Source organism: Arenibacter sp. 6A1, assembly GCF_012272855.1.
Lineage (GTDB): Bacteria > Bacteroidota > Bacteroidia > Flavobacteriales > Flavobacteriaceae > Arenibacter.
Window position 1 is genome coordinate 209,720 of the sequence record NZ_JAAXCQ010000007.1, and the last position, 25,965, is coordinate 235,684.

The 25,965-nt window shown below is 42.4% G+C and carries 18 protein-coding genes; 1 reads left to right on the forward strand and 17 read right to left on the reverse strand.

All coding sequences use genetic code 11. The features are described from left to right. Window positions 1-34: 34 nt before the first annotated feature. The 17 genes from HCG49_RS08495 to HCG49_RS08575 all read right to left on the reverse strand — a co-directional run bounded on the left by HCG49_RS08495 (window position 35) and on the right by HCG49_RS08575 (window position 24,841). The gene (locus tag HCG49_RS08495; RefSeq protein ID WP_168469097.1) at window positions 35-1,516 is read right to left on the reverse strand and encodes a SusD/RagB family nutrient-binding outer membrane lipoprotein; all 1,482 of its coding nucleotides are present in this window, start codon (window positions 1,514-1,516) and stop codon (window positions 35-37) included. A 14-nt stretch (window positions 1,517-1,530) separates the two neighbouring features. After that, on the reverse strand, window positions 1,531-4,674 hold the full coding sequence (locus HCG49_RS08500) for a SusC/RagA family TonB-linked outer membrane protein (protein WP_168469098.1): 3,144 nt from the start codon (window positions 4,672-4,674) through the stop codon (window positions 1,531-1,533). 385 nt (window positions 4,675-5,059) lie between these two features. After that, the gene (locus HCG49_RS08505; protein WP_168469099.1) at window positions 5,060-5,746 is read right to left on the reverse strand and encodes a phosphonatase-like hydrolase; all 687 of its coding nucleotides are present in this window, start codon (window positions 5,744-5,746) and stop codon (window positions 5,060-5,062) included. Continuing rightward, window positions 5,734-6,903, reverse strand: a complete 1,170-nt coding sequence (locus HCG49_RS08510) for a TIGR03364 family FAD-dependent oxidoreductase (protein ID WP_168469100.1) — start codon at window positions 6,901-6,903, stop codon at window positions 5,734-5,736. The genes HCG49_RS08505 and HCG49_RS08510 overlap by 13 nt, the downstream gene beginning before the upstream one ends. Beyond that, entirely contained in the window at window positions 6,900-8,207 is a 1,308-nt protein-coding gene (locus tag HCG49_RS08515) for a DUF5690 family protein (RefSeq protein WP_168469101.1), read from the reverse strand. The genes HCG49_RS08510 and HCG49_RS08515 overlap by 4 nt, the downstream gene beginning before the upstream one ends. 243 nt (window positions 8,208-8,450) lie before the next feature. Beyond that, complete coding sequence (locus HCG49_RS08520) at window positions 8,451-10,193, reverse strand: efflux RND transporter periplasmic adaptor subunit (RefSeq protein ID WP_168469102.1); 1,743 nt, start codon at window positions 10,191-10,193, stop codon at window positions 8,451-8,453. A gap of 106 nt (window positions 10,194-10,299) precedes the next feature. Then, complete coding sequence (locus HCG49_RS08525) at window positions 10,300-10,881, reverse strand: DUF2911 domain-containing protein (RefSeq protein ID WP_168469103.1); 582 nt, start codon at window positions 10,879-10,881, stop codon at window positions 10,300-10,302. Window positions 10,882-10,887: 6 nt separating this feature from the next. After that, on the reverse strand, window positions 10,888-13,914 hold the full coding sequence (locus HCG49_RS08530) for a heavy metal translocating P-type ATPase (protein WP_168469104.1): 3,027 nt from the start codon (window positions 13,912-13,914) through the stop codon (window positions 10,888-10,890). A 74-nt stretch (window positions 13,915-13,988) separates the two neighbouring features. After that, window positions 13,989-14,555 carry a helix-turn-helix domain-containing protein gene (locus tag HCG49_RS08535; RefSeq protein ID WP_168469105.1) on the reverse strand — a complete coding sequence of 189 codons (567 nt, stop codon included), beginning with the start codon at window positions 14,553-14,555 and terminating at the stop codon, window positions 13,989-13,991. An 87-nt stretch (window positions 14,556-14,642) separates the two neighbouring features. Next, window positions 14,643-15,212, reverse strand: a complete 570-nt coding sequence (locus HCG49_RS08540) for a DUF3347 domain-containing protein (RefSeq protein WP_168469106.1) — start codon at window positions 15,210-15,212, stop codon at window positions 14,643-14,645. 125 nt (window positions 15,213-15,337) lie between these two features. Then, the gene (locus HCG49_RS08545) at window positions 15,338-16,552 is read right to left on the reverse strand and encodes a TolC family protein (protein ID WP_168469107.1); all 1,215 of its coding nucleotides are present in this window, start codon (window positions 16,550-16,552) and stop codon (window positions 15,338-15,340) included. After that, window positions 16,552-20,316, reverse strand: a complete 3,765-nt coding sequence (locus HCG49_RS08550) for an efflux RND transporter permease subunit (RefSeq protein WP_168469108.1) — start codon at window positions 20,314-20,316, stop codon at window positions 16,552-16,554. The genes HCG49_RS08545 and HCG49_RS08550 overlap by 1 nt, the downstream gene beginning before the upstream one ends. A gap of 111 nt (window positions 20,317-20,427) precedes the next feature. After that, window positions 20,428-20,844: an HYC_CC_PP family protein gene (locus HCG49_RS08555; RefSeq protein ID WP_168469109.1), complete on the reverse strand. Its 417-nt coding sequence runs from the start codon at window positions 20,842-20,844 to the stop codon at window positions 20,428-20,430. A gap of 201 nt (window positions 20,845-21,045) precedes the next feature. Continuing rightward, entirely contained in the window at window positions 21,046-21,696 is a 651-nt protein-coding gene (locus HCG49_RS08560) for a carbohydrate-binding family 9-like protein (RefSeq protein ID WP_168469110.1), read from the reverse strand. 72 nt (window positions 21,697-21,768) lie between these two features. Next, window positions 21,769-22,785, reverse strand: a complete 1,017-nt coding sequence (locus tag HCG49_RS08565; protein ID WP_168469111.1) for an LLM class flavin-dependent oxidoreductase — start codon at window positions 22,783-22,785, stop codon at window positions 21,769-21,771. Between the two features lie 471 nt (window positions 22,786-23,256). Then, a complete protein-coding gene (locus HCG49_RS08570; RefSeq protein WP_168469112.1) occupies window positions 23,257-24,135 on the reverse strand; it encodes a LytR/AlgR family response regulator transcription factor in 879 nt (292 codons plus the stop codon). A gap of 169 nt (window positions 24,136-24,304) precedes the next feature. Then, a complete protein-coding gene (locus HCG49_RS08575; protein ID WP_168469113.1) occupies window positions 24,305-24,841 on the reverse strand; it encodes a MepB family protein in 537 nt (178 codons plus the stop codon). Window positions 24,842-25,663: 822 nt separating this feature from the next. Between HCG49_RS08575 and HCG49_RS08580 the strand changes: the two genes are divergently transcribed. Beyond that, window positions 25,664-25,960, forward strand: a complete 297-nt coding sequence (locus HCG49_RS08580; protein WP_168469114.1) for a GNAT family N-acetyltransferase — start codon at window positions 25,664-25,666, stop codon at window positions 25,958-25,960. Window positions 25,961-25,965: the final 5 nt, after the last annotated feature.

Consider the following 25,965-nt stretch of genomic DNA (forward strand, 5'->3'; position numbering starts at 1 on the left):
GGTCCTAGGTCGTTACTGAATCGTTCTTATTCGCTTATTGTAACCACCAGCTTATTTCCCGTATTTTATCGTTTCCAGCCCCAAATTGAACTTCAATAGCCTTGGAAACATTCGCGGTATTGTTGTTGTATTCGGACTGTGGATACATCCATCTTGTTGGGGGTGTAATCCCTGGGGTTTGGGCAAAACTTGGGTATCCTGTTCTTAAATGGTCAAAATACATTCTCCAACCCGACTGTAAAAAGGAGGTGAAATATTTTTGGGTCAAGATCAGTTCCAGTTTTTTTGCCGTTGGGAACGCCTCTTCAAAGCTTACCAAGGAACCGCTTAAATAAGTCGCTGCATTTGACGCATCCACATAAGTTTCAAAATTTTTCGCATAGTCGTTATAAAAGCTAAAAGATGCTTTAACGCCATTCTCGTAATGGGTTTTGGCAGGGGTGGCTATCCATCCTCTTACAGCTGCTTCCGCCAAGATAAATTCTAGCTCCCAATACCCCATCAGGTTGTGAGGTTCGGTAGTGGGGTCTGTAGAATACCGTAGATTCACTTTAGACACGTCACCGGCAGCGGCCTTATCGTTTACTTCGGCATAAGGGGCCAATGGATCGCCACCTTCATAGGCATTAAAATCGTCTATGGCCAAACCTGCTTCCTTGGCATTCTTTGTCCTTCCGCAAAAGATAAACAACCTAGGGTCTTGCCTATCCTTTAACCTTTCTACAAAGGTGGCAGACATATACATCCCAGAGCCATAGCTACTAGAATTAAACTCTGCGTACCTACTGCCTTCTTCGTCCGCGTACACCAATTGCCCATTGTCTTCATTAGAAACCATAATAGGCTCGTTGGCATAAATTGAAGCGAAGGACTCCTTAATTCCCAATTGGGCATCTCCTTCTTTTTTAGAAAGGGTCATCAGTACCTTTAGCCTAAAGGAATTGACCAACTTTTGCCATTTTAGGGTATTGCCGCCAAAAATAATATCCCCGGCAATAAGGTTGGTATTGTCCCTTAATAGTTCGTTGGCTTCTGCCAGTTCTTTTAATATTCCTATAAACACCTCTTTCTGGGAATCGTATGTAGGAGCATAATTTTCCGCTGTTTCCCCTTGGAGGGCTTCGCTATACGGAATATCGCCAAAGGTTAAGCTCAGGTTGTAAAAGTAATAAGCCCTAAAGAATTTGGCAAGAGCGATGTATTCTGTGCTATTGATGCGTTCTGCTTCTTGCATCATTTTGGTTACTTCTCCCAACATATTATAGTCTCCAAAACTAGCGCGGTTCCAATTGTAATATTGGTTGTTGCTTTCTCCATCGGTTTGCACTAGCATTCTAGAAGCATATAAGGCCGAGGTGCCTTGGACCGTAAAAGCTTTGCTGGCAATATTGGTCAATAATAACTGGGGATGCGTCTGCCCTACGTTATTCGGATTTTCGTTAATATCTGATAAATCGTGACATGCCGAAAGGGTTATCAGAATAAATAGGTGGCATAATATTTTTATTTTCTTCATTGTGTTTCTTATTACTAAAATTTAACATTAACACCCATACCAATGTATCTTGAAGATGGGTCTTGCAGGTTGTTGTCATTTCCAAAATCTGGATCGATCAAATCTGCTTTCTTCCAAACGAAAAGGTTATATCCGCTTAAGGTCGTCTCTAAGCTTTTTACTCCTTTTATATTGGCCAGTTCGGTTAAATCGTATTTAAAGGAAAGGGTTCGCAGTTTAAAGAAGCTACGATCAAAAATATTCGCGAATTTTTTATTTTCCTTATTGGTAACTGCGGCTCGGTAAGGGTAGTTCTGCGACCAGGTCTGCCAGCTAACGGCTGTGGTATTTTCTTGATAGGTTCTGGTATCGGAAATGACGGTACCATCTACATCTTGTACCAATTCTCCTCCGGTTACCGTTACACCTTCGGGAACATAAACAGGCTTGCCTGCCGCGTATTCCGCATCCCGGTACTCCGTAGAATTAGGGTGTTTACCGCCCCACCACATTTTTTCAACGGTTAAAGAACGCATCAATCCGCCCCATACCCCATCGATACCGATATTTACGGAAAGTTTCTTGTATTTAAAATTGTTTTGAAGACCCAAGGTCCAACTAGGGTCGGTATGTCCCAATTGCTGTTTAAAATTATCCCGTACCGGCATTCCTTTGTCGTTTAAAATCAAATCTCCTGCAGCAGATTTCTGCCATACGGTTGCATAATAGCTATCGGCGCGGTCATTGAGTCTTAAATTATTATAGGTAGCATTATCTCCATAAATTTCTGTGATACGCCTTACCTTTCTACTCCAGTTGGCCGTTGCGTCCCATCTAAAATCATCCGTACGGAAAGGGGTAGCTCCCAGAACAAGCTCTAATCCTTTGGTAGTATATTCGTTTCCATTCACCTTACGGCTTTCAAAACCAGAAGTGTTAGAAATAGGCAAATCTATAATCTGGTTGGTATCGACTACATTGTAGTAAGTAAGGTCCAAGCGGACTTGGTTTTGTATAAACGCCGAACTTAGTCCCAATTCGAAAGAGTTAGAGCTCTCTGGCTGAATATTGGCATTGACCAAACCATTGGGGTATTCCAATTTTACGTTTCCGCCAAATACACCATTATTGGTATAAAAAGATTCGGTACTATAAGGACCAAGGTCGCTAGACACCTTTGCCCAAGAACCAAAGGCCTTTACATAATCTATCCCCACCGGAAAGTTCACATAATTAGACACTACGGTACTTAAGGATGCCGAAGGGTAAAAATAGGATCTGTTTGCCTTGGGCAAAGTAGAAGACCAGTCGTTTCTGGCTGCCAGGGTTAGGAACACCGAATTGTAAAGATCCATGCCAAAAGTAGCGTACACACTATTGGTAGCCTTTTCTTCTAAATAGGTTTTTGCTGCCACCGCACCCTTGGTGTTGTTTAAGCTATATACAAAGGGTACTACCAGACCATCGGTAGAATTGTATTCTTGCTGGTATTTTCTATAAAAAGAAGCTGCTCCGGCATTGATATCAAAAGAAAGATCATCGCTCAAATCCTTGTTATAAGATGCTAGGATATCGTAATCTACGGTTAGCTTATTGCTGTTCCATGTTTTATAGTCTCCATCCCTGGCATCTCCGTAATTCAAATAACTTTTAGGACTTTGGCGGTCTTCAAAAATATCCTGAACCACTGCCGATCCCCTTGCCTGTAGGCTTAGATCGTCGGTAATTTTATAGTTCAATGCCATTTGTGCATTGATCAGGTTGGCATCGTATTTCTGGTTCAGCTCATGAGCGGCAAAGTACACATTGTTATACCAGGCATAATTATAATTTGCCTGTCTGTAGCCCTCCTGTCCCGGAACATAACGGTGTTCGTCCAATTCCTTTCCATTTACGTCATCACCCATCCATATAAGAATAGTATACATATGGTTTTTGGGGCCGTATCCGTGTCGTGGGTAATTAGGGGAGAATACCTTGTTGTAAGACAGTTTACTGTCCAAGGTAAGGGCCTCGGAAAGGTTGGTGGTCGATTTAAAACTAAGTCCCCCAGTTTTAAGACTGGCATTGGGCACCCTATCTTTTTGGCTAGAGAAATTTCCGGATAATCTAAAGGCCCCTTTCTCCGATTTATTGGCTATCGCAAAATCTGTTGATGCGATATACCCCGGTTCCATAAAGTCTTTTAGGTTATTGTGGTATTTCCATGGAGTCGGCACCCTGGAATAGCGCGACTTATCGTCGTACTGAGTTCCGGAAACATCGCCCCACCATGGAATAGTTTCATCAGTGACATTATCGTAAATAGGGCTGTTCCATTGTGATACCATCACCCCAGGCTCAAATTTAGGTCCCCAGATCATATCTCCATCGGATACACCACCATCTTTTCCGTCCCAGAACTCATACTTTCCATTGGAACCGTTTCCGTATTCATTTTGTGTTTCGGGAAATACGGTAAAGCCGGCCGAAACCATGGTATTATGGGATACAGAAACTTCCAAGCCATCGGTTTTGGCATTTTTTGTGGTGATCAAAATTGCTCCGTTCCTCCCTCTAGATCCGTAGAGAGCCGATGCTGTGGTTCCTTTTAATACATTGATGTTGGCAATATCGTTGGCCGAAACATCATAAAAGTCTGTTTCTACGGCAATACCATCTATAACGATCAGCGGTGTTTTACCTCTCAGCGAAAAAGAAGGTTTTTGAAATAATCCGGTCGGATTACTAACCGTAAGTCCGGCTACCTGACCAGAAAACAAGCTCCCCACATTTGGTGCGTTTACCTCTTCGATTATTTCGGTATCGATAGTTTGGGTGGCATAGCCTATTTTTTTCTCGGCACGACTAATTCCCAATGCGGTTACCACCACCTCATCGAGTTTTTGAGAGTCTGGCAAAAGCTGAATATCGGCCCTGAGTTTATTTGCCGTGGCAAATTCCGAGGAAATATACCCTATATAGGAAACCACCAAGGTTTCTGTTCCTGTTGGCAATGCTATCTGGAAATTCCCGTCAAAATCGGCTGCTGTCCCGGTGGTACTTCCTTTTATAACAACGGAAGCCCCTGGCAATGGAAAATTATTTTCGTCCAAAACCGTCCCCTCAAATATTTTTTGGGAGTGGCCGCTGACAAATGCCAGAACCGCCAGTATCAATAATAGTTTCGTTTTAATCATGTTTTTGAAAGATTGCGTTAGTTGTTTGTTAATATGCCGCAAATATGCCTCGACTACATTAACCAAGCCCTTCCTTTATATTAAGTGATTGTAATAATACCGCTAGGATTGTTAACTAAAGGTTAGCCGTAAAATACAGAGGCAATGACTATGAAATAGCCTGTATTTGCTAGGAACCGCTAACCTTCAACGAAACTATTCTGACCTTGAAGCCATTAGAAGGGAAGGGTCCTTTGGGAATCAAAAATATAGGGATGGTAAAGAGCTTTAATTGCTTTTGTAAGCGCCGGCCGCCTTGGCTCCTTTACAAAATCGGGCATAAAAAAAACGGACATTGATCTTACCGATCAAAGTCCGTTTTCAAGAATTGCATTAATTTTTATACCTAGGCTTCTTTTAAAAGGATGTCTTTTAATTCCGCTAGGGAGGCTAAGACATGGGTAGGATTGGCCGATAATAACTGGGATTTATTATGGGCTCCTGACGTAACTCCAACGGTCATCCCGCAGTGAGCATTTTTACCTTCTTGAATATCAATAATAGAATCGCCTGCCTTCAGCACTTTTTGAGCATCGGTTACCTGCAACAAGTTCATGGCTTCTTCGATCATGTCTGGATTTGGCCTGCCCAATTTTACATCATCGGCCGTAATAAGCGCATCGTATTGGACTCCTTGGCACCATCCCATTTTATCTAATAGCAATTGGGCCGTATTTTTATCGTAGCCTGTGTTTAAGGCTACTTTAATATTTGCCTTTTTTAAACTTTCCAACAGTTCTGGTACCCCATCATAACTACTTACCTCTAGTTCTTGGTAAGCTTGTTTTAACATCCCCTTAAAGTCCTCGAAAATTTCCGATGTATTAGGGCTACTATCTACAGCATCGTTGGCCTTTAGTATATCTTTTATCGCTTGGTGCTTTTCTTTTCCTGCGCCATGTTCCAAGACAAAGTCCAGACTTAAGTCAAAGCCTTTTTTATTGATTGCCTTTTGCAAGGTTTTGTACACCACATTATCTTCATTGACCGTGGTTCCTGCCATATCAAATACGGCTAATTCTATAGTGTGCATTCTTCCTTATTATAAAGTTTCGTAATATTTTCCTTGGAAAACCCAGCGCTTCCTGTCATTCCCTTTCCTCCTATTCCTGTAACGATATGAATATTATCATCCATATTTTTTTGATAAATATCGGTTGTTTTACATTGGGAATACATCCCAAACCAACGATGTTGAATGTCATAAGTGGGCAGGTCCATTATTTTTTTAGATTCCTCGATGATAAAGTTATCAATGTCCATATTCAAATCAAACCCTAAAAGATCCTTTTCCTTTGCGGAGGCGTATTCATGAGAGTCGCCAAGAATAACCGAACCGTCGCACGCTTGTTTGAACAATATATGGACGCCCCACTTTTTTTCGAGGGAATCGGGGCTTTCTTTGGCCTTTATAGCTTTATAGGAAGCACATTCTTCAAAAGCCTCATAGCGCCTAATAGATAGTCCGGTTAAGATAGAGCCTTGCAATTTATAGTTTTGTTGGGGTTTGGTACTCATCATTTGTAGTTTAGAAACTACTAGATCGCTTTCCTGAAAGGTCTTGGGATACAAGGTCTCAAAATCGCTCCCATTGCAAATCATCACCTTTGCCGCTTTAAAAGTTTCCCCCATAGCGGTGGTCAACACCACCTCGTCGGCCAAAGATTCGCACTGCATTATTTTTTTATTAAAAAATAGCTCGAGTCCTATCTCTTTCATATAGCCGTGCAATTTATTGATCATGACCCTTGGTTCTACGATCACTTCCTCTGGAAAAAAAAGTCCGGCTTTTACATAATCGCTACGCAGGCCATTATATTTATCAAGGCACTGGGTTTTTGTCAATAGCTGCGAGCTATACGCATTCTGTTTATTGATTGCCGCCAATTCTTCTAGCAATTGCACCTCCTCTTCGTTAGAAGCCAAATACACAGACCCCTGTTGGCGTACAGAAATATCGAATTTTGATTGTATTTCCTTATATATTCGCAAACTCTCCCTTCCATAGGCCTGCCACTTAGAGTCCATGCCCGACGGCACTACCTGCCCAAAATTGCGTACTGTGGCTCCTTGGGGAGCATTGTTTTTTTCGATCAAGGCCACTTTCAGCCCCAATTGCATCGCCGCATAGGCATGAAAAGTGCCCAAAACACCTCCACCAACGACTATAAGGTCATATTTTTTCTTCATAATTCTATTAGTTGCATTTCGGGATGTGATGTTTCCCTACTAATTTTTAAACTATTCTCTTTTCTATATTTTCTTTTAAAGTAGACCAAGGATATCACCGCAATTACACCCCCTAAAACAGCAATCAGGTAAGAGCTTCCTATAAAAAAGTTAAGCCATGAAATATTGCTCTGTCCAAAATTCTTATAAAGGAGTACAGCCATACTTCCCAAATACCCAAAGGCATCGGCAATGTAAATCAGGTATCCGGCATTGCCGTTTATTTTAAAGGTGGCAATCATCCTATCAAAAAAAATGCAATTAAAGGGCACATAACATATATAGAGCCCAAAACCAACGCTCATCATCCAAACTACCGGAGAAATAACTCCACCCTGAAAAAGCAAGGTTGTTATTCCAATGCCCACGGTGCCAAAAAGCAATAAATAATGATAAGAGACAAAAGCTTTGTAATTACTTTTTAATAGCCCGATGACCCCGATGATCACCAATACTAAAACGGCGATGGGTATTTCTGAAAAGGTATAGATAGCGGCGTTCCCTTCAAACCCTAGGGAATCCCATATCTCCCTGGTAAAATTATCCCTAAAATCGCGCAATGCCGTTAAAAAGGTATAGAAGACCACCAAAATCACTATCGGAAAAAAGAAAGCCCCAAACACTTTTTTACGATCTTTTGCAGTCATAGGTTTCCGTGCTGTTTTTAGCTGTTCATCTTCTTTCGTAGGTGGTGGCATCCTATTGAGCAACCAGGCAAAAAATACAAAAGGAACAATAAAAACCGCTCCGGTAACCGCCGGCATCCAAAACTCGGAAACCTGCCATTTTTCCATCACCAAAAGTCCAGCCGATTTTACTACCCCACTAGAAACGATAAAACTAGAACATAGGGCAACCCCAAGAAACTCTGTAAACTTGCGACCTTCCAAATATGAAAAAACAATACCCCAAACAATCCCCAATGGCAGACCGTTTAGAAACATAAAAATAACATTATAGGGCATTGGGGTTATTCCAAAGAGAAGGAGACTAAGCTCGGCTAAAAGGATCATTCCTATTAAATAATAGATGCGTTTTTGAGGTTTAAGTTCCGAAATTACCTTTATACCAATGAACTTGGAAAGCATATACCCAATTACTTGGGCAATGATCAGGATAATTTTGTAGTCGATTCCCATAAAAGAAAAATCCTCGTAGGTAGCCACCGTAAAGGGCTTTCGAAAGGCATACATACAAAAATATGTGCCAAAGGAAGCAAACGCCCCATATAACAAAAACCTGATATCTCTTTTCCCTGCTTTCAACTATTTCCTTGTTTAATTCGTACCTCGGTACAAATGGTGAATTATTGAATACAAAACTCCTTACTTTTTTACGGTAAGGAGTTTTTAAGGGGTTATGAGATTGTTAGGGAAAGTTTATAAAATAAGAACGTATGTTAAGAGAAGGTTAGTTATATGATTTTAAAATAAAAATGGCCCATAGCAACCTTCTCTTTTTTAAGGAAAAATCACCATGAACCATTAAATAGGTACTCGTTAAAAATATTATTTTATAGAGTCTACCACACTACCACAGCGTAACATACTGTCGCCGTAATACGGGTTCTTAATATCTTTCTCCCTACTCAACCAATAAGCACCTTTATCGCTGTTGGCCATAGGACAATGTTGAATATATATGGGCGCTGATCCTTCTTTGAGGTTGGCGCCTATGGTGATCATATGGTCGGATAGGGTTACAAGTTCCGCACGTTGTTTTTTAAGATCCTCCGTTTCGGAAATGGTCAAATACTGTTTTTCCAACGATGATAAGTACTCCTTGGCACTTGCGTCAAGTCCCTTGTCTTTCCCCAGTTTCTTTAGGGGCGCTAAACTTTTCTTTGCCGCTGCACTTGCCAAGGCCGCATCACTGGCAACCAAGGCATCCTTCATTTCCAAGTATGCGGCGATTACCTTTTTGAACTCGGCCTCCAAAGTAGCCGACCAGGCTATTTTTAACTCGGTTGCGGATTCTTGGCCCATACTGCCCGAATGTCCTTCGTGCCCTGTTGTCGTTTTTCCTCCACTTTGGTTCATCATAGATTTCTTTCCCATTAATTGGGCCGCCGCGTCTACGGTAAAGGCTCCGTTAACGACAATTTCTTCCCCATTTTCCAAACCGCTGAGTACGGTATAGCTACCATTGCTCAGTATTCCTAGGGTTACTTCCCTCAGCTGAAAAATAGGCTCATCGCTACTTTCCTTTATATATACCAAAGAGCGTTTTCCGGTCCAAAGGACGGCACTTTCTGGAATAACAATTACCTCATCATCTTGCTTGCCTAAAATATCGATTTTCCCTTCAACGAACATTCCCGGTTTAAAAGTAGCATCCTTATTTTGTAATGTTGCCCGTACCATTACTGTTCTGGTACTGGTATTCAACCTTGGGTCGATGAATGAGATCTTTGCCTCAAATTCCTTATTGGGATATGCCTTGGCAGTAATGTTTACTGTTTGCCCGACTTTTAGTGAAGGTATTTGATTTTCATAGGCGTCGAATACTGCCCAAACCGAGTTTAGATCGGCAATTTTAAATAGAGGTTGCCCCTGCTTCACATAGTCGCCTTCCTGCACCAGTTTTTCGGAAACCGTTCCGGCAACAGTGGCATAGATCGGAAAATTTTCTCTCACTTTTCCCGAAGTTTCAATTTGGTCTATTTGCCCTTCGCTTAGCTTCCACAACCTTAATTTATTGCGCACGGCCTTGTAGAGCGAAGGCTGTGTAGCCTTTAAGCTTGCCGCCGTTATAAGTTCTTGTTGCGCCGCTACTAGGGCAGGGGCGTAGATAGTGGCCAAAAGTTGCCCTTTCTTTACCGTTTCCCCAGTAAAACTAACCCCTAATTTCTCTACCCTTCCTTCAAAGTAAGAAGCTTGTACAGCATTGGCCTCTTCATTTTCTTTAATTTTCCCTGATAGTTTCAGCTTGTTCTCACCAGCTTCTCCAGCGCCTACCATAGCCGTCTGAACATTGGCCAAGGCCATGGCATTTTTGGTCATTTTAAACTGATCGGCAGCCAAACCGTCCGCGCCAGACTCCGCAGGAATAAGGTCCATACCACAAATGGGGCAGTCCCCAGCTTCGGGCTGCATAATCTGAGGATGCATGGAACAGGTCCATAGCTGACTCTCGGCCACTTCCCCGGAATGATCGTGTTGATCTTCTTTGCTGGCACTTTCTCCAAATAGCAGCCATCCCATTAGGAGACCTGCTAGTAATATCCCGACATATAGTATGTACTTTTTCATCTTATTCTTATTAATTCATTTATCTCAGATCCACATAGTTCAATGCTCTACATTGCTTTTCCTACCAGGGTCTTTTTTCAAAAACGGCACTTATATAATTTGCCCCTTAATTTGATACTTTAAAAGGAAAGCTTACGGCTATCTTTTCCCAAGCCATTGAAATTTCCCCTTCCCTATCGTTCTTCTTTATTATGGAATATTCTAGGTGCTCCTTCGTCGTATCCAAGGTTTTTGGGGTAACCTGAAAACGCAGTACATCTTCTGATTCCTTATAATCGTCTTTCCCATGTTGATTCCAATTGGAATTGAATATGAGGGTCCATTCGGATTTTGTAGGTATCACAAAAAAACCATATTTCCCTGCGGGCAGCACTTGCCCTGCTATGCTCAGATTTTTATCAGTCTCTATCCAAGTAGCCATGTGGGCTCCTGCTTTCCATACGGCATCAAAGGGTAGTAATCCACCAAAAATGATCCGGTCTCTTACACCAGGGGAAGAGTAATCGATATGAATATGGGCATCGCCTATCATTGTCATTACCGAAGTGTGTGGACTTAGTACTTTATTTGCGGTACTGGCCACTTCTTTTGGCACTGGATGTTGATGGCCTTTGGCCTTGGGTTCTTTAGCATTTTTACAATTAAATAATGCTAAGGAGAATATGGAAATACAAATTATTTTCTTCATTAATTCTTAATTAATTTTTGTTGTTCGTAATCGCAGGGCATTGGCAATCACCGATACCGAACTAAAGCTCATGGCCAGTGCCGCAATCATGGGAGACAATAACAGCCCAAAAACCGGAAACAGCAATCCGGCGGCAATAGGTACCCCTAGACTATTATAAATAAGCGCAAAGAATAAATTCTGTTTTATATTCTTCATCACTTTCACACTCAAATTCCGCGCCTTTACTATTCCATGTAAATCTCCTTTTACAAGGGTAATGGCGGCGCTTTCTATGGCTACGTCGGTTCCGGTTCCCATGGCGATCCCTACATCGGCCTTTGCCAAAGCAGGGGCATCGTTGATACCGTCTCCGGCCATCGCTACCTTTTTACCTTCTTTTTGTAATTGGGTAACTATATTTAGTTTATCCTCCGGCAGCATTTCTGCTTTAAAATCGGCCAAATTCAGGGTTTGGGCCACGGCACTGGCAGTATCGTGATTATCCCCGGTTAGCATCATTACCGCTACCCCGTGTGACTGCAGTTCTTCGATGGCTTTTTTACTGCTCTCTTTAATTTTATCACTGATGACCACATAGCCTACACCAATACTGTCGATAGCTAAGAAAGGCACTGTTTTCCCCTTTTTCTGCTCTTTCATCACCGTCTCCAGCAATTCGTCAGACAGGCTTACTTGCGCTTCTTCCATCATTTTTTTATTGCCCAAGGCCAGTGACTTCCCTTCCACGGTTCCGGTGACCCCTTTTCCGGTCACCGACATAAAATCGGATACTTTCAACAGGGTACTTTCTTTCTCTTTGGCATAGGCAACGGTTGCTTCTGCCAAAGGGTGCTCGCTATGGTTGTTAAGCGCGTACACATATTGTACAATTTGCTCTTGGGTGTACTCGGAAGAGGCACTGCCTACTCGTTCTACAGAAGGCTTTCCTTCGGTGATAGTCCCTGTTTTGTCTATGATAAGGGTATCTATCTTATCCATCTTCTCCAAGGCTTCTGCATTCTTGATCAACACTCCAGACTGCGCTCCTTTCCCAACGCCCACCATAACGGACATAGGAGTGGCCAAACCTAGGGCACAGGGACATGCAATAATAAGTACGGCAATAGCGTTGACCAATGCGTACACATAGGCCGGTTCCGGACCAAAACTTGCCCATATTACAAAGGTAATCACGGCTATGATGACTACCACGGGCACAAAATAACCAGAGATTTTATCGGCCAGTTTTTGTATCGGTGCCTGACTCCTACTAGCTTTGTTCACCATATCGATGATCTGGGCCAGCAGGGTATCGGACCCTACTTTTTGGGCTTCCATCAAAAAAGATTGCTTTCCATTAATGGTCCCCGAATTTACCGTATCGCCTTCTCCCTTATCTACAGGAATAGGTTCCCCGGTGATCATGGATTCGTCTATAGAAGTATTGCCTTCGCGAATGGCCCCATCCACGGGTATTTTTTCTCCCGGTTTTACCCTTAATAAATCTCCTATTTTAATTTTATCAATAGCGATGGTTTCTTCCTTGCCATCGACTACTCGTATCGCTTTATTGGGAGCCAGTTTCAACAATTCCTTTACGGCGTTATTTGTTTTACTATGGGCCCGTGCTTCCAATAATTGTCCCATCAACACCAAGGTTAGGATAACGGTAGCTGCTTCAAAATATACGTGTACGGTTCCGTGATGCGTCTTAAACTGGGCAGGGAAAAAATCGGGAAATAACAAGCCAAAAACACTGAACAACCACGCCACTCCTGCACCGATACCGATCAGGGTAAACATATTGAGGTTCCAGGTCTTTAGGGAACGATAGGCACGTTCGAAAAACATCCATGTAGCGTAAAATACTACGGGGATAGAAAGCACAAATTGTATCCAGTTCCAATAGGTCATTGAAAGCATGTCGTACAATGGATTGTTCGGTACCATTTCGGACATGGCAATTATAAAAATGGGCAGGGTAAAGATCCCCGCTATCCAAAACTTGCTTAGCAGCTTCTTATAATTCTTTTCTTCGGCAGATATATCGGCTTCTTTGGGCACTAGATCCATACCACAGATGGGGCAATCCCCGGGTTCGTCCTTTAGTACTTCCGGATGCATAGGACAGGTATATTGGCTAGCCCCAAAGGCATCCATTTTCACTTCTTCCACCAAATCCATTCCACAGACCGGACAATCGCCCGCCTTGTCATAAATCGTATCGCCTTCGCAATGCATAGGGCAATAAAAGGTACCCGTACCGCTACCTTTTGGCGTTTTTTTAGGCGTTTTATGCTGTTGGGGATTTTCTTCCCCCGGCATGGCAATACTATAAAGGTCTCCCTCCTTTGCCAAGGCTTCTTGGAATTTCTCTAAAGGGATATTCTCGGTCATGCTTATGGTAGCCTCGGCCTTTGCCAAATCTACCGATGCTTCTGTAACCCCTGCAACCTGCTTCAAAGTCGCTTCGACATGGCTTCTACAGCCATTACAAGTCATTCCGAAAATTTTATAGGTAACTGTGCCGTTTCCTTTAAGCTCTTTATCGGATTCCCGCTGCTGAAGTTGCTCCTCTCCCGGCATAGCAATACTATAGCGGTCTCCTTCCTTTGCCAAGGCCTCTTGGAATTTCTCTATAGGGATTTGATCGGTCATGCTTATCGCAGCCTCGGCCTTTGCCAAGTCTACCGATGCTTCTGTAACCCCTGCAACCTGTTTCAAGGTCGCTTCGACATGGCTTCTACAGCCATTACAAGTCATTCCGAAAATTTTATAGGTAGCTGTGCCATTTCCTTTAAGCTCTTTATCGGATTCCCGCTGCTGAAGTTGCTCCTCCCCCGGCATAGCAATACTATAGCGGTCTCCTTCCTTTGCCAAGGCTTCTTGGAATTTCTCTAAAGGGATATGCTCGGTCATGCTTATCGTAGCCTCGGCCTTTGCCAAGTCTACCGATACCTCCGTAACCCCTGCAACCTGTTTCAAGGTCGCTTCGACATGGCTTCTACAGCCATTACAAGTCATTCCGAAAATTTTATAGGTATGTCTCATTGTTTAGGTCTTTAATTGAATACTCAAATGTAGCCTTTACCCCTAGCTTGTGTTTTCACAATTATGGAGGATGTTTATACTATTTGGTCCAATGATTTCCTGTCCCATTGCTGCAAATTCTTATAATCGCTCATAGACATTCCGGTTACCGATTTAAACTGTGCTGCCAAATGGCTACTGCTTTTATAGTTTAGACTATAGGCTATCTCAGAAAAATTAAGATGTTGCAGCTGAATCAATTCCTTGACTTTTTCAATTTTTAGATTGATATAGTACCTTTCTATAGTAATACCCTCTTGTTTACTAAACATTTTGCTCAGTACCGAATAATCCTTCTTTAGTTTTTTGGACAGGTAAGCCGATAAGTTTTCCTCTGTTGCCGCTTCTAGGTTGTCAATAGCTTCAATGCAAGCTATTTTTAGCTGTTCGTTTACCATCAGCCCGACCTCTTTTACCAGTTCGAAGCCATTTTTGTTCAGCAGGCTTTCTATAAAAGCCTCATCGACGCCTTCTTTTTCCAAGAAAACAATCTCTCCTAAGGAAATGGATACCACAACCAGGCCTACCTTTTTGAACTCCTGTTCCAAAAAGCTTATACACCTATTGCAAACCATATTTTTGACGAGAATCTTTTTTTTCATGCTTCTTTTTAAGAACAAGCTTATTACCCTTTAATTTACGAACAATCTAGAAACTTATAGCCCCTGTCCAAAAACTATACTTCCCTGTTAGTTGATTTCCTTCTGAACAAAACCACAGTTCAACATACCGCTTCCAAAGTATGGATTTTTAACAGCCTCCTTTGCACTTACCCACATACCGCCTTTGTTGTTATTGTACATAGGACAAAATTGTTGGTACAAGGTTTTTGATGTTCCGGCAATCGCCACAAAATCTACGATAGCACTGCTTAAGCCTTCAAAGTATTCTCTTTGTTTAGCGATATCTCCTGTGGTAATTTGGGTCGCTTTATCTTTAGCAGTAGCGATAATTTCTTTTAGTTCGGATTGCTTGGAAGCTTCAACGGATGCCATATCGAATTCCGATATCTTTTTTAGCATGGTCTCTCCTGCCTTTGCAGCATTCTCCTGACTATCTGCCACCAAGGCATCTTTTAATTCTAGGTAGCTATCGATGATAGTTCCTGCTGCCGTAGTTTCTTGAGTGCTTGTATTTGCCTCTACAGATACTGCGTTGTCTTCTTGAACTGCCTCTTTCTTTGCCTCTTTACAAGACATGGTAATAACAGTTACTAATCCCAAGGCTAACATTCGCATTGATACATTTCTTCTTTTCATCTTAAATGGTATTTATAGTTAATTAATAATTATTTTAAAACTGAATTCCCCGTCAGTTACATTCGGTATTAATGATTTGATACGTCAAAAATATGCAGCTTTATGGCATTCCTGCCTTGCTGTACTTACTTTCTTAGGTAATGAATAATGGTCGATTGCACTTGAAAATCCCTAATCGCTTCTATCTGGCCAGTTTGAAACTTCAATTGTAATTCCTGCACCTCCAGAATGTCCCTAAAATCTATAGTTCCAGTCTCGTAACTTTTAAGTAGGATCTCTTCTGCATTTTTAGCTTGGACCAAATTTTGGGCCTGTGTTTCATAATTAATTTTTGCCGCCTTTCGTGCTTTCACGGCCTTGTCCAACACAGCTTCCAAAGTGTTCAATTTACTTTGTTTCTGAACAATTATTTCCTGTTGCTTTAGTTCGTTCTGCTTGCTTTTAGACTTAAAACTATTATTAAAAATAGGGATGGATAGGGAAACCATAGGCATGACCATATCCTTGTGCATTCCCATTACGGTATAGCTCATCCCAAGGCCAAGCATCGGCGCACTTTCTTTTTGGTTCAGCAGTTCTGATTGGGTTACCGATTTAAAAAGCTTGTCGTATTTTAATAGTTCGGGATGCAACTGTAAGTTCTTCTCATCATAAGGAAGCTCATCGGAAAGTCCGTCCAATTCCATGCTCACCAGCACGGGAGTGTTTTTATCCCTGTTTAGCAGACTGTTCAACTGGCTCTGTTCTGATAGGTACTCTTGTTCCAAGACTTTTTTTAAAGCGAGCAGTTCATTTTGTCGCATTTGCAAGCGAAGGACATCTACGGAAGATGCCTTTCCTACTTCCACGGAATTTAGGGCCAAGGTCTCATAGGTTTTTAATAAGGCTATGTTTTCTACTAAAACCTTTTGTTTCCCTTGGTTCGCAAACAAGGTATAATACGATTGGGAAACAGAAGCCGCCAATTTTCGTTTGGCAATGGCAATATCCTCGTACTGTGCTTCGGCCAAGGAAGCTACATAATTTTCTCTGGCCGTAATGGTCTTAAACCAAGGAAACATTTGCATCACTTCAAATTGTGCCACCTCCGACATCGCTATATTCTCTGGCGGATTGGCCAATACCATGGCCTCCATGGTCGTATTGGGCAGTGTGTTTACCTCTTTTATTTTTTCGGTAGCGACCTGATACTGCAATTCAAAGGCCTTTATTTCTGGGTTGTTGGCATAGGCATCCATGACCAAGCTGCCCAGATCCTGGCCTTGCACAGAAAGCGTCAGGAACAAGGCGGCAAATAACAGCCTTCCTCTTGAGTTATAATAGTTATGATCGGTTCTCATTATTCGTCTAATTTTAAATTATTGCCACTGTTTTTTTCCTTCAATTTCAAGGCAATTTCCGCCTTGGAACTAAAGAGTACCGGTACTACAAACAAGGTGATCAGGGCTATCAGCATTCCACCAAAACTCGGGATGGCCATAGGGATCATAATATCGCTCCCACGCCCTGTTGCAGTAAGTACGGGTAAAAGCGCCAACATGGTTGTTGCGGTAGTCATCAGACATGGACGGATACGTTTTTCACCTGCCTCTACCACCGATGCCCATATTCCTTCTTTGGTCGTTGGGTTATTTCTATCAAAAGTCTGTGTCAGATAGGTAGCCATGACCACCCCATCATCGGTAGCAATTCCGAAAAGGGCAATAAACCCTACCCATACGGCCACACTTAAATTGATGGTATGCATCTGAAAGAGATCACGGAGGTTTTCACCAAAGAAATTAAAATTCAAAAACCAGTCCTGTCCGTACAGCCATATCATTATAAAGCCCCCGGCAAAAGCCACGGCAATTCCGGAAAACACCATAAAAGAGGTTGCCACGGATCGGAATTGGAAATACAGGATCAGGAAAATTATGGCTAGTGCCAAAGGCACTACGATAGCCAATGTTTTTTCGGCCCTTAGTTGGTTTTCATAGGTTCCTGTAAACTGGTAGCTAATGCCTTTGGGCACCACTAGTTCTTGACTTTCTATTTTACTCAAAATCAAGGCCTGTGCATTTTCTACGACATCTACTTCGGCAAAACCGTCCAATTTATCGAATAGCACATAGCCGACCAAAAAAGTATCCTCACTTTTGATCATCTGAGGCCCCTGTTCGTAGCGCATGGTTACCAGTTCGCTTAATGGAACGGGATTCCCTTTGGCAACGGGCACATAGATGTTCTTTAGTTCCTCTGGATTCCCGCGAAGTTCCCTTGGGTAGCGTACCCGTACCCCGTAGCGTTCGCGGCCTTCTACGGTTTTGGTAAGGGTCATACCCCCTACGGCGACTTCCAAAATGCGCTGTACATCTTCGATCATAATACCGTAGCGTGCCAATTGCTCCCTATTGATATCTAGTAACAAATAAGGTTTCCCTACAATCCTATCAGCAAAAACAGCCTCTTCTTTTACCCCTTCGGCATCTTTTAAAATGGCCTCTAATTGCATTCCAAAGGCTTCTATCTGTTTAAGATCCTGTCCCTTTACTTTTATCCCCATCGGAGCCCGCATTCCCGTTTGCAACATTACCAGCCTCGTTTCTATAGGTTGCAATTTTGGAGCGGAAGTAACCCCAGGTAAACGGGTTACGGCCACTATTTCGTTCCAGATATCGTTTGGTGACTTTATAGAGGGGCGCCAATTCCTAAAATACTCCCCATCGTCATCGGCAATGAGTTGTTTTCTTGATATGTTGGCGGTAATAGGGGTTTCTGGACCATGCTGGTCATGATCGATATTTTCGCTATTGGGATTCACGATCATACTACCATCCTGAAGTATAAAATAACCATCTTCATTTACCTTATACCGTTGTCGCTCCCCCTGCTCATTCAGCATATATTCTGATTTATACTGAATAATATTCTCGTACATGGACAAGGGAGCAGGATCTAGGGCAGAATCTGTTCTCCCCGATTTCCCTACAACGGTTTCTATTTCGGGAATACTGGCCACAGCCATATCTAACTGTTGCAATACCCGCTTATTCTCTTCGACCCCAGAATGTGGCATAGAAGTAGGCATCAACAGAAAAGACCCCTCATTTAAAGAAGGCATAAATTCCTTGCCCGTATTTTTCATGATAAGAACTCCAAGGACCACAAGTAAAGTGGGGATGGATAGGAACAACAATTTATGTTGCAATGCCCATTGTAAAATGCGCACATAATACCTCCTAAACAGGGTAAATACCCCTAAGAGTCCAAAACATATAATCGCTACGAACAGTAGGTTCCACGACAAGTTCTTATCGAGTCCCAGCGGCCTCCAGTATTGGGCCAAAAGGACCATTATAGTTCCTACCGATACCGCAATATTGGCCAGATTGGCCTGTTTATCGGTTATTTTATCTTGCCCTTTTAAAAAGCGTACTATCGCAAAGGCCAATAAAACTAGCCCTAGGTAGTACCCAAAGAACAAGGCAACCACTCCTGTAATGGCCATCAACGCATTTAAGAAATACCCAACCGTTGTCCTAATAGTCCGTTTTTTAAATAGCATGGCTGCAAAGGGAGGAATCAGAAATAAACTAACGATAAGGGCGGCAGACAAGGCGGCTGTTTTCGTAAAGGCCAGGGGTCTAAATAGTTTCCCTTCGGCCCCTATCATCGTAAATACCGGTAAAAAGCTTATAATAGTGGTCAGTACGGCAGTTACTATGGCCCCGGACACCTCTTCGGTAGCATTGTAAACGACCGTATTAATAGGCAGCTTCTCCTTGTTTTCATCCATATGCCGGATAATGTTTTCGGACAAGATGACCCCCACATCTACCATGGTACCAATGGCGATGGCAATCCCCGATAGGGCCACAATATTGGCATCGACATTAAAAAATTTCATGGCAATAAAGACCATCAACACGGCAACGGGCAAGAGTCCCGAAATAAGGATAGATGCCCTGAGGTTAAATACCATCACGATGATCACAAAAATGGTGATCAATATCTCTAGGGATAGGGCTTCGTTTAGGGTTCCTAAGGTTTCTTGTATTAATTCCGTCCGGTCATAAAACGGTACGATCGTCAGTTGGGAAGTACGGCCATCGGCCAATATTTTTGAGGGCAGCCCAGCGCTCATTTCGGCTATTTTTGCCTTTACGTTATTAATGACCTCCATTGGGTTAGCACCGTATCTGGCAACGACCACTCCCCCAACAACCTCAGCACCTTCCTTGTCCAAAATACCACGACGTTCGGCTGGCCCCAGGTTTACCTTCGCAATGTCCATAATACGGATGGGCGTATAATCTTCGGCAGTTACTACGGTATTTTTAATGTCTTCCAAAGATTTAATATACCCTAGGCCACGCACCAAATATTCGGCCTTGTTTATCTCCAAGGTCTGTGCCCCTATATCGCGGTTGCTTTGCTTTACGGCATTCACCACCTGCTCTAGGCCAATATTGTACTGCTTCATCAGTTCCGGATCTACATCGATCTGGTATTCCTGAACATACCCACCTATAGATGCTACTTCCGACACCCCGCTGGCCGAGGAAAGCCCATATTTTACATAGTAGTCCTGTACACTGCGCAGTTCGTGCAAGTCCCATCCTCCGGTAACCGCCCCTTTTTGGTCTCTTCCTTCCAAAGTGTACCAAAATATTTGCCCCAATCCGGTAGCATCGGGTCCCAAGGACGGATTTACCCCATCGGGCAACAGGCCGCTGGGCAGGGAGTTTAGTTTTTCTAGAATACGGCTTCGGCTCCAATAGAACTCTACATCTTCCTCGAAAATGATGTAAATGCTCGACAAGCCAAACATAGAGGTGCTCCTAATGGTTCTGACCCCAGGGATCCCCAACAAGGAAGACGTTAAGGGATAGGTAATCTGGTCTTCCATATCCTGAGGAGACCTGCCGGGCCAATTGGCAAAGACTATCTGTTGGTTTTCACCAATATCGGGAATGGCATCTACGGCCACGGGATCATTCGGTAAAAAACCGGTATTCCAATTAAAGGGTGCATTAACGGTGCCCCAACCTATAAAAAGAACGAGTAGCAATACGGCTACCAACTTATTATGGATAAGAAACTTGATGCTTTTATTTAGCATGGGTATTGATATTTAAAACATTAGAATTCTGTGCTGTAAAAAAAACACAAACAACAGCTTTGGTCCAAGACCGGTATTACCGTTGGACGCTGGGGTTCTAAAGTTTTAAAATCAGATTAGGAAGGTCTCATCCAGTATATGGATGTCCCGTATGAGTAAGGGAGGCGTATAATCGCCAAAAGGCACCTTGTTTTTAATATCTCCTTCTAGAAGACTTAAAAAGCTATAAGAATAGGCAATAACAAATACTTGTTGCTGAAAGGTCAGCGAATCAAAGGATATCTTTAAATCGTCCTGTCCTTCAACAAGGATATTTTCTTCCTTGCAGCAGTCATCTATAACGATGGAACATGCCTCATTTGCCGCAGGCTGCATCATTTCCATGCCACAGCTATCTACCTTATCAAAGAAAGAATAATCAACCAATGTTTTTCCACAAAAATGCATATCTACCGAAAATGACATGGTAGACAATAACACTAAAAGTGCTAAAGAAAAAGCCGCTATTTGTCGAAAAATATTTTTCATTTGTGTTGCAAAAATACAAAATATAATCTATCCTAAATTAGATTAACAATTTATTATAGCTATGCACAAACTTACCCATAAAAAACTATATGGCTTACAAGAATTTGGGCAATGCTATTATTGTGCATCGCTTAACCATTGCCGTGCCAAAGCGTTACCCTAGAGCCTATTAACAACTCGATTCTTGCTGGAATATTGTAATTATTCAAAAAAAATATCGCCAAAAAACTCCGGCCTGTGATAATCGGGTGCCGCTGTATGTATGGGATAATAACTTAAGAAATGAGGTTTGGAGGTATGGTCGCCACATTTGTAAAAATTAGCCTTGGCCGCCAATCCTTTTAGTTGGATATTGGGATGGTGGACTAGGATACTAGCAGGGATTACCAAGAACAATTCCCAGAAATACTGTCCGCCTTCTGCTTCAAACACCGATGTCCCCAAGCTACTTTCTACCTGTATATGCTGTTCTATGGTTGCTGGGGCTATCAACTGCCGATCGGACCTTCCCGGACCGTACGCCAAATGGACGGTGCCGATAGCGTTCACTTCAAAATTATAATAGCGACCGTCTTTTAAGGGGTCAAAAAAGAATTCCACACAGCTATCTTGGTGTACCGGACCATTAGTTTCCGTCGTCCTGGCCAATACATGCTCCTCGGTAACATAGAATTTTAGGATCATATTATTGTTGGCACATGCGATCCTAAAAGAAACCTTGGGCTGGTAAGGAAACTCCCCCCAATTAAGGGTTTCTATGGAGTGTACGGGCACCTGTTCTTCTAGGAGCTGCGATAACTGCCTTACATCTGTTCCTTGGAAACCTTCTAATTCTTTTACCCTGAGTGCCATTTCTTTTTATTGATTATTAACCGAATATCGAACACACAAAAATAGTCCAAAATTCATATTTGCATATTTACATTAGCCTTTTTGAAGGCTACTTACAATTTCATAAGATTTTAGGCGGTCCTTATGATCAAAAATATGGGATACGACCATAATTTCATTCACTTGAGTCGCGGCTACAAAGGCCGATAGTTCTTTTTCTATGGTCTCTTTGTTCCCTACAAAACTATAATACATCATCTGTTGTATTTGCGCTTTCTCCCGCTCGTCCCAAAGCTCGTCCATGTTGTCTACCGGTGGCGGCAGGGGTTTTCTGGTGTTTCTTATAATTCCCAATGCCAGTTGTTGTAGGCTGGTCTCTATGTACCTTGCCTCTTCATCGGTATCGGCAGCAATAATATTGACACAGGCAATCGTATAGGGTTTGTTACTCTGTGGCGAAGGTTCAAAATTTTGATGGTATAGTCCTAGCGCCTGGTGCAATTGTGCCGGGGCAAAATGGCTCGCAAAGGCATAGGGCAATCCTTTTTTTCCTGCCAATTGGGCGCTAAAGGTACTAGAGCCCAATAAATACAAGGGGATATCTAAACCTTCACCGGGGATGGCCCGTACAGGGGCATGGCTGTTTTCTATGGAAAAATATTGCTGTAGCGCTTCTATATCACGTGGAAAATCGTGTACTGTTTCTATTCTATCCCTACGCAGGGCCTTTGCGGTGAGCTGATCTGTTCCCGGTGCCCTTCCCAGCCCTAAATCTATTCGTCCTGGGTAAAGGGTTGCTAAAGTGCCAAATTGTTCTGCTACGATCAATGGCGTATGGTTGGGCAACATAATACCTCCGGACCCCACCTTAATAGTTTTTGTTCCCTGGGCAATATGCCCTATTAATATTGGCGTGGCCGAACTCACCAAAGTATCCATATTATGGTGCTCGGAAATCCAGAAGCGTTCAAAACCTAATCGCTCTGCATGCTGCGCCAGCTCCAAACTGTTCTGAATAGCCTGCAGGTGCGTTGCTCCCTTGGCGACAGGAACCAGATCTAGAACAGAGAATTTTATAGTGTCTAAATTATGTGGATTGTTCTCCTTCATTATAGGCTGTTTTTTTAATAGGCTGTTAGCAATAATGATTACTGCCAAAGCCTTACAAAGTTAACAAGTCCAAGCACAATACTAGGATGAAACCAATCAATTATTATTCCTAGCCTCCCCTCCTAGGGCCACTTATAAAAGGGAGGTGTCTATTCCTGTTTCCATCCATAAAAACCTTTGGTACCTATCCCTATAAAAAGACAGGTCATCCTACTATTATATACCTCATTTGTTTTGCGTTAGGGACCGCGGCGGCATCCCCGCAGCACCGCAAGGGATATAGCCAAGGGCCCGCCCGACGTAGGAGGGAACGCCCAAAAGATTAGACAACGGCCACAGAAATTCGCCATGGCATACGGCATATACACCCTAAAAAATAGGCTCCCCAAATTTTTGCTTAGACCCCGATCTGGGAGCCATGGGCGCATGGAGAAAAAAGCTATGGATATGCTTGGGATCGGTTAAATAAAATTAATGGGTAGCTTTAAGCGACAAGGCCTTTTCAAAATTGGCTTTAAATCCCAAAGAAACGGGGATGTTATCTTCCGTTGCGCTTTGAACAGACAGGGCAAAACCCTTTCTTGTTTTCTTACAGGCAGTAATGTGTTGAACGTTTACGATATAAGATCGATGGGTGCGCACCAGACTGGCATCTTTAAGTTTTCCCTGTAGTTCTTTTAAACTCGCCCGCACCAGTTCCATGGTCAATTTTTCTCCTTTTAAATAAAAGATTTCCAAATAATTTCCGGCAGATTTAACGTATACCAATTGGTGGTATTTTATGGCTAGGACTACCTTGTCGTTTTCTCCCGTAATGGTTAGCAGCTCATTGGCCTTATCTATCATTGGACGCGCTGGGTTTTGTTGTTCCTTCTTATAGTACGCTAGTTTTTGCATTAATTGCATATACCAAAAAAAGAGAATGTAGGGGACTCCTATGATGAGCCCTACCTGCTTAAAGGTATTATAGAACTCGTATACATTTTCTTCGAAAGGCATGTAAAGCGGATTGTAAATAACAAAGATCGAAACCGTAATCAATACCACTTCCAGCACCGACCATAAAATAAGGCTATAGATTTTAAGGTGGTGTAATTTTATCAAGGGACGCAACACAAACTGGGAAAACAATATGATGGCTGCCCCTATCAACACAAACTGATGGTAGTAACTTTTGCCCCACTCATCCAAATCAAAAGGATCGTATATAGTTATAAAAAGCAAGGAGTATACAGAAATAAACCCCACCAATAAAAGCCTGTTTTTGGAAGTATCCAAAAACCGAACATCTTGCCGTAAAACATTGGTCATAGGTCGTCTTTTAGTACTCACTTTTACTGCTGTTACCATCCTCCAAAACCATATTTTTTAGATCCGTTTCCACAGCGGGCTTATGGGAAATCGTTTTTAAAAGGATACTCATATTTTACTTTGGACTTTTAATTCTCCTAAAGTAACTAAAAAAATAACAATCCCATGATGCCATAAAACCTTGGCCTTGCAACAATTATTTTCCGTTCTACCCGCTATGGGTGTCTCGGAAGGCGGTTTGAAACTCTTTTAGCGTACTTGCAGCATGGCCCGAGAGCTCCAAAAAATACTGCTGCTGCCATTCTTGGGTATTTTGGGCCTGCTTGCTAGTAAGTCGGTCCCAAGGCGGGTACACCCTTATCCCCCTTTTACCGGGCTTTTTTGCACTAGAGAAGACCCCTTGGTGCAGCAATGCCGATAGTGGAAATATAAATTGGCCACAACCAAATTCGGAAACGGCATTTATCACTAAAAACTCTACCCCATCATTTTCGGTATAGGGAGCGGTACCTCCCTCCGCGCTGCGCTTCCAAATAGCCACAAACTGACCTGTTTTTTTAGGGGTTTGTTTGGCGGTTCGCCCTATCACGGAAAATCCGTTGAGGGTATAAGAACAAGCCCCATAAGCCGCACCTTCTCCCTTTGTAAAATCGGTTAGGACAATCCCGGGGGAATCGTATAATAGGCTTATTCCTTTAGGCCAACCTATAGCCATCAAAAGGGCACTGGTATTGGTGTTTTGCATATGCTACCGTTTCGTTTTATGCCAATATACTCCTGGCGCAGGCTCGTAAAAATAGCGCTAAACATCCATGTCCCCTTATGTTTCCAAGAAAGGTGCTAAAAAAAAGCGCTCAGGATATGTATGTAACGCCACAAATGGCCCAATTCTTGATTGTATAAACGACTGAACTAAAAGCCAATGCCCTTTTAGACGGTGCGAATTATAATAATATTAACGAGGCTATAAAAAAATATTAACATCTAAAAAGCAACCTTTGCCCGTATCTATATCTATAGGGTAAGAACTTTTTAAGTTTTCAATACTATAAAATTATCAAAGCATGATTGAGGAATTATTAACTTTTACGATGAATTTAATAGATCAGTACCCGTACTTATCTATAAGTCTGTGTTTAGTACTGGTATTATTTTTAATTGGGGTCGAAGTAAAGAGCAAATATTCTAACAAATAATAACTTGTCCTTTTTCCAAGGATTTCCCCTCATTAAAAAAAGCGCTGTACGGTTTAGGATACTAATTATCCTGGCTTTTACGGCGCTTTTTTGGTGGCAATTTTTTTAAAGCTTCCCCTTTCTTATTGTAAAATCCTTCTCCCTTTTGCTCTCACAAACATTAGGATGGCAAAGTGCAAAAATCCGGCGACCTTCACCACACGGTCCATGTATATCTTAATCCAGGGGTCCTATCATTTCTTTTTCGTACCATATATAAGGTCATGGCTATGGTTACAATTTCAAGGAGTTTTGTAAATTTATGTCATCTGCCTTGCAAGGATGCGCAGCGGTAACAGTGTTCCCCTTTTTTATCACTAAAAGATTATCTTATGTCCTACGAACTCATCCACAACAAAAAAGAACATAGGTTTCAGGTATCTATCGATGGCCATATGGGCATTGAGGAGTACAAACTTTTCCCAGGCGGTATTGCCTATATCCATACAGAAGTTCCCAAGGCATTGGCCGGTCAAGGGGTAGGCTCGTTCATAGCCAAGGGCGTATTAGACTATGCCGCCCAGCAAGGCCTAAAGGTAAAGCCTGTGTGCCCGTTTATAAAGGCCTATATCGATAGGCACCACAAGTATCAGGCTAATTCTATTGCTCACCAAGACAAGAAATCTTAGCACTA

Excerpts from the sequence above, each read along its gene's own strand:
- HCG49_RS08495 (WP_168469097.1), bottom strand. The coding sequence starts at position 1,516 with ATGAAGAAAATAAAAATATTATGCCACCTATTTATTCTGATAACCCTT.
- HCG49_RS08500 (WP_168469098.1), bottom strand. The coding sequence starts at position 4,674 with ATGATTAAAACGAAACTATTATTGATACTGGCGGTTCTGGCATTTGTC.
- HCG49_RS08505 (WP_168469099.1), bottom strand. The coding sequence starts at position 5,746 with ATGCACACTATAGAATTAGCCGTATTTGATATGGCAGGAACCACGGTC.
- HCG49_RS08510 (WP_168469100.1), bottom strand. The coding sequence starts at position 6,903 with ATGAAGAAAAAATATGACCTTATAGTCGTTGGTGGAGGTGTTTTGGGC.
- HCG49_RS08520 (WP_168469102.1), bottom strand. The coding sequence starts at position 10,193 with ATGAAAAAGTACATACTATATGTCGGGATATTACTAGCAGGTCTCCTA.
- HCG49_RS08525 (WP_168469103.1), bottom strand. The coding sequence starts at position 10,881 with ATGAAGAAAATAATTTGTATTTCCATATTCTCCTTAGCATTATTTAAT.
- HCG49_RS08530 (WP_168469104.1), bottom strand. The coding sequence starts at position 13,914 with ATGAGACATACCTATAAAATTTTCGGAATGACTTGTAATGGCTGTAGA.
- HCG49_RS08535 (WP_168469105.1), bottom strand. The coding sequence starts at position 14,555 with ATGAAAAAAAAGATTCTCGTCAAAAATATGGTTTGCAATAGGTGTATA.
- HCG49_RS08540 (WP_168469106.1), bottom strand. The coding sequence starts at position 15,212 with ATGAAAAGAAGAAATGTATCAATGCGAATGTTAGCCTTGGGATTAGTA.
- HCG49_RS08545 (WP_168469107.1), bottom strand. The coding sequence starts at position 16,552 with ATGAGAACCGATCATAACTATTATAACTCAAGAGGAAGGCTGTTATTT.
- HCG49_RS08550 (WP_168469108.1), bottom strand. The coding sequence starts at position 20,316 with ATGCTAAATAAAAGCATCAAGTTTCTTATCCATAATAAGTTGGTAGCC.
- HCG49_RS08555 (WP_168469109.1), bottom strand. The coding sequence starts at position 20,844 with ATGAAAAATATTTTTCGACAAATAGCGGCTTTTTCTTTAGCACTTTTA.
- HCG49_RS08560 (WP_168469110.1), bottom strand. The coding sequence starts at position 21,696 with ATGGCACTCAGGGTAAAAGAATTAGAAGGTTTCCAAGGAACAGATGTA.
- HCG49_RS08565 (WP_168469111.1), bottom strand. The coding sequence starts at position 22,785 with ATGAAGGAGAACAATCCACATAATTTAGACACTATAAAATTCTCTGTT.
- HCG49_RS08570 (WP_168469112.1), bottom strand. The coding sequence starts at position 24,135 with ATGGTAACAGCAGTAAAAGTGAGTACTAAAAGACGACCTATGACCAAT.
- HCG49_RS08575 (WP_168469113.1), bottom strand. The coding sequence starts at position 24,841 with ATGCAAAACACCAATACCAGTGCCCTTTTGATGGCTATAGGTTGGCCT.
- HCG49_RS08580 (WP_168469114.1), top strand. The coding sequence starts at position 25,664 with ATGTCCTACGAACTCATCCACAACAAAAAAGAACATAGGTTTCAGGTA.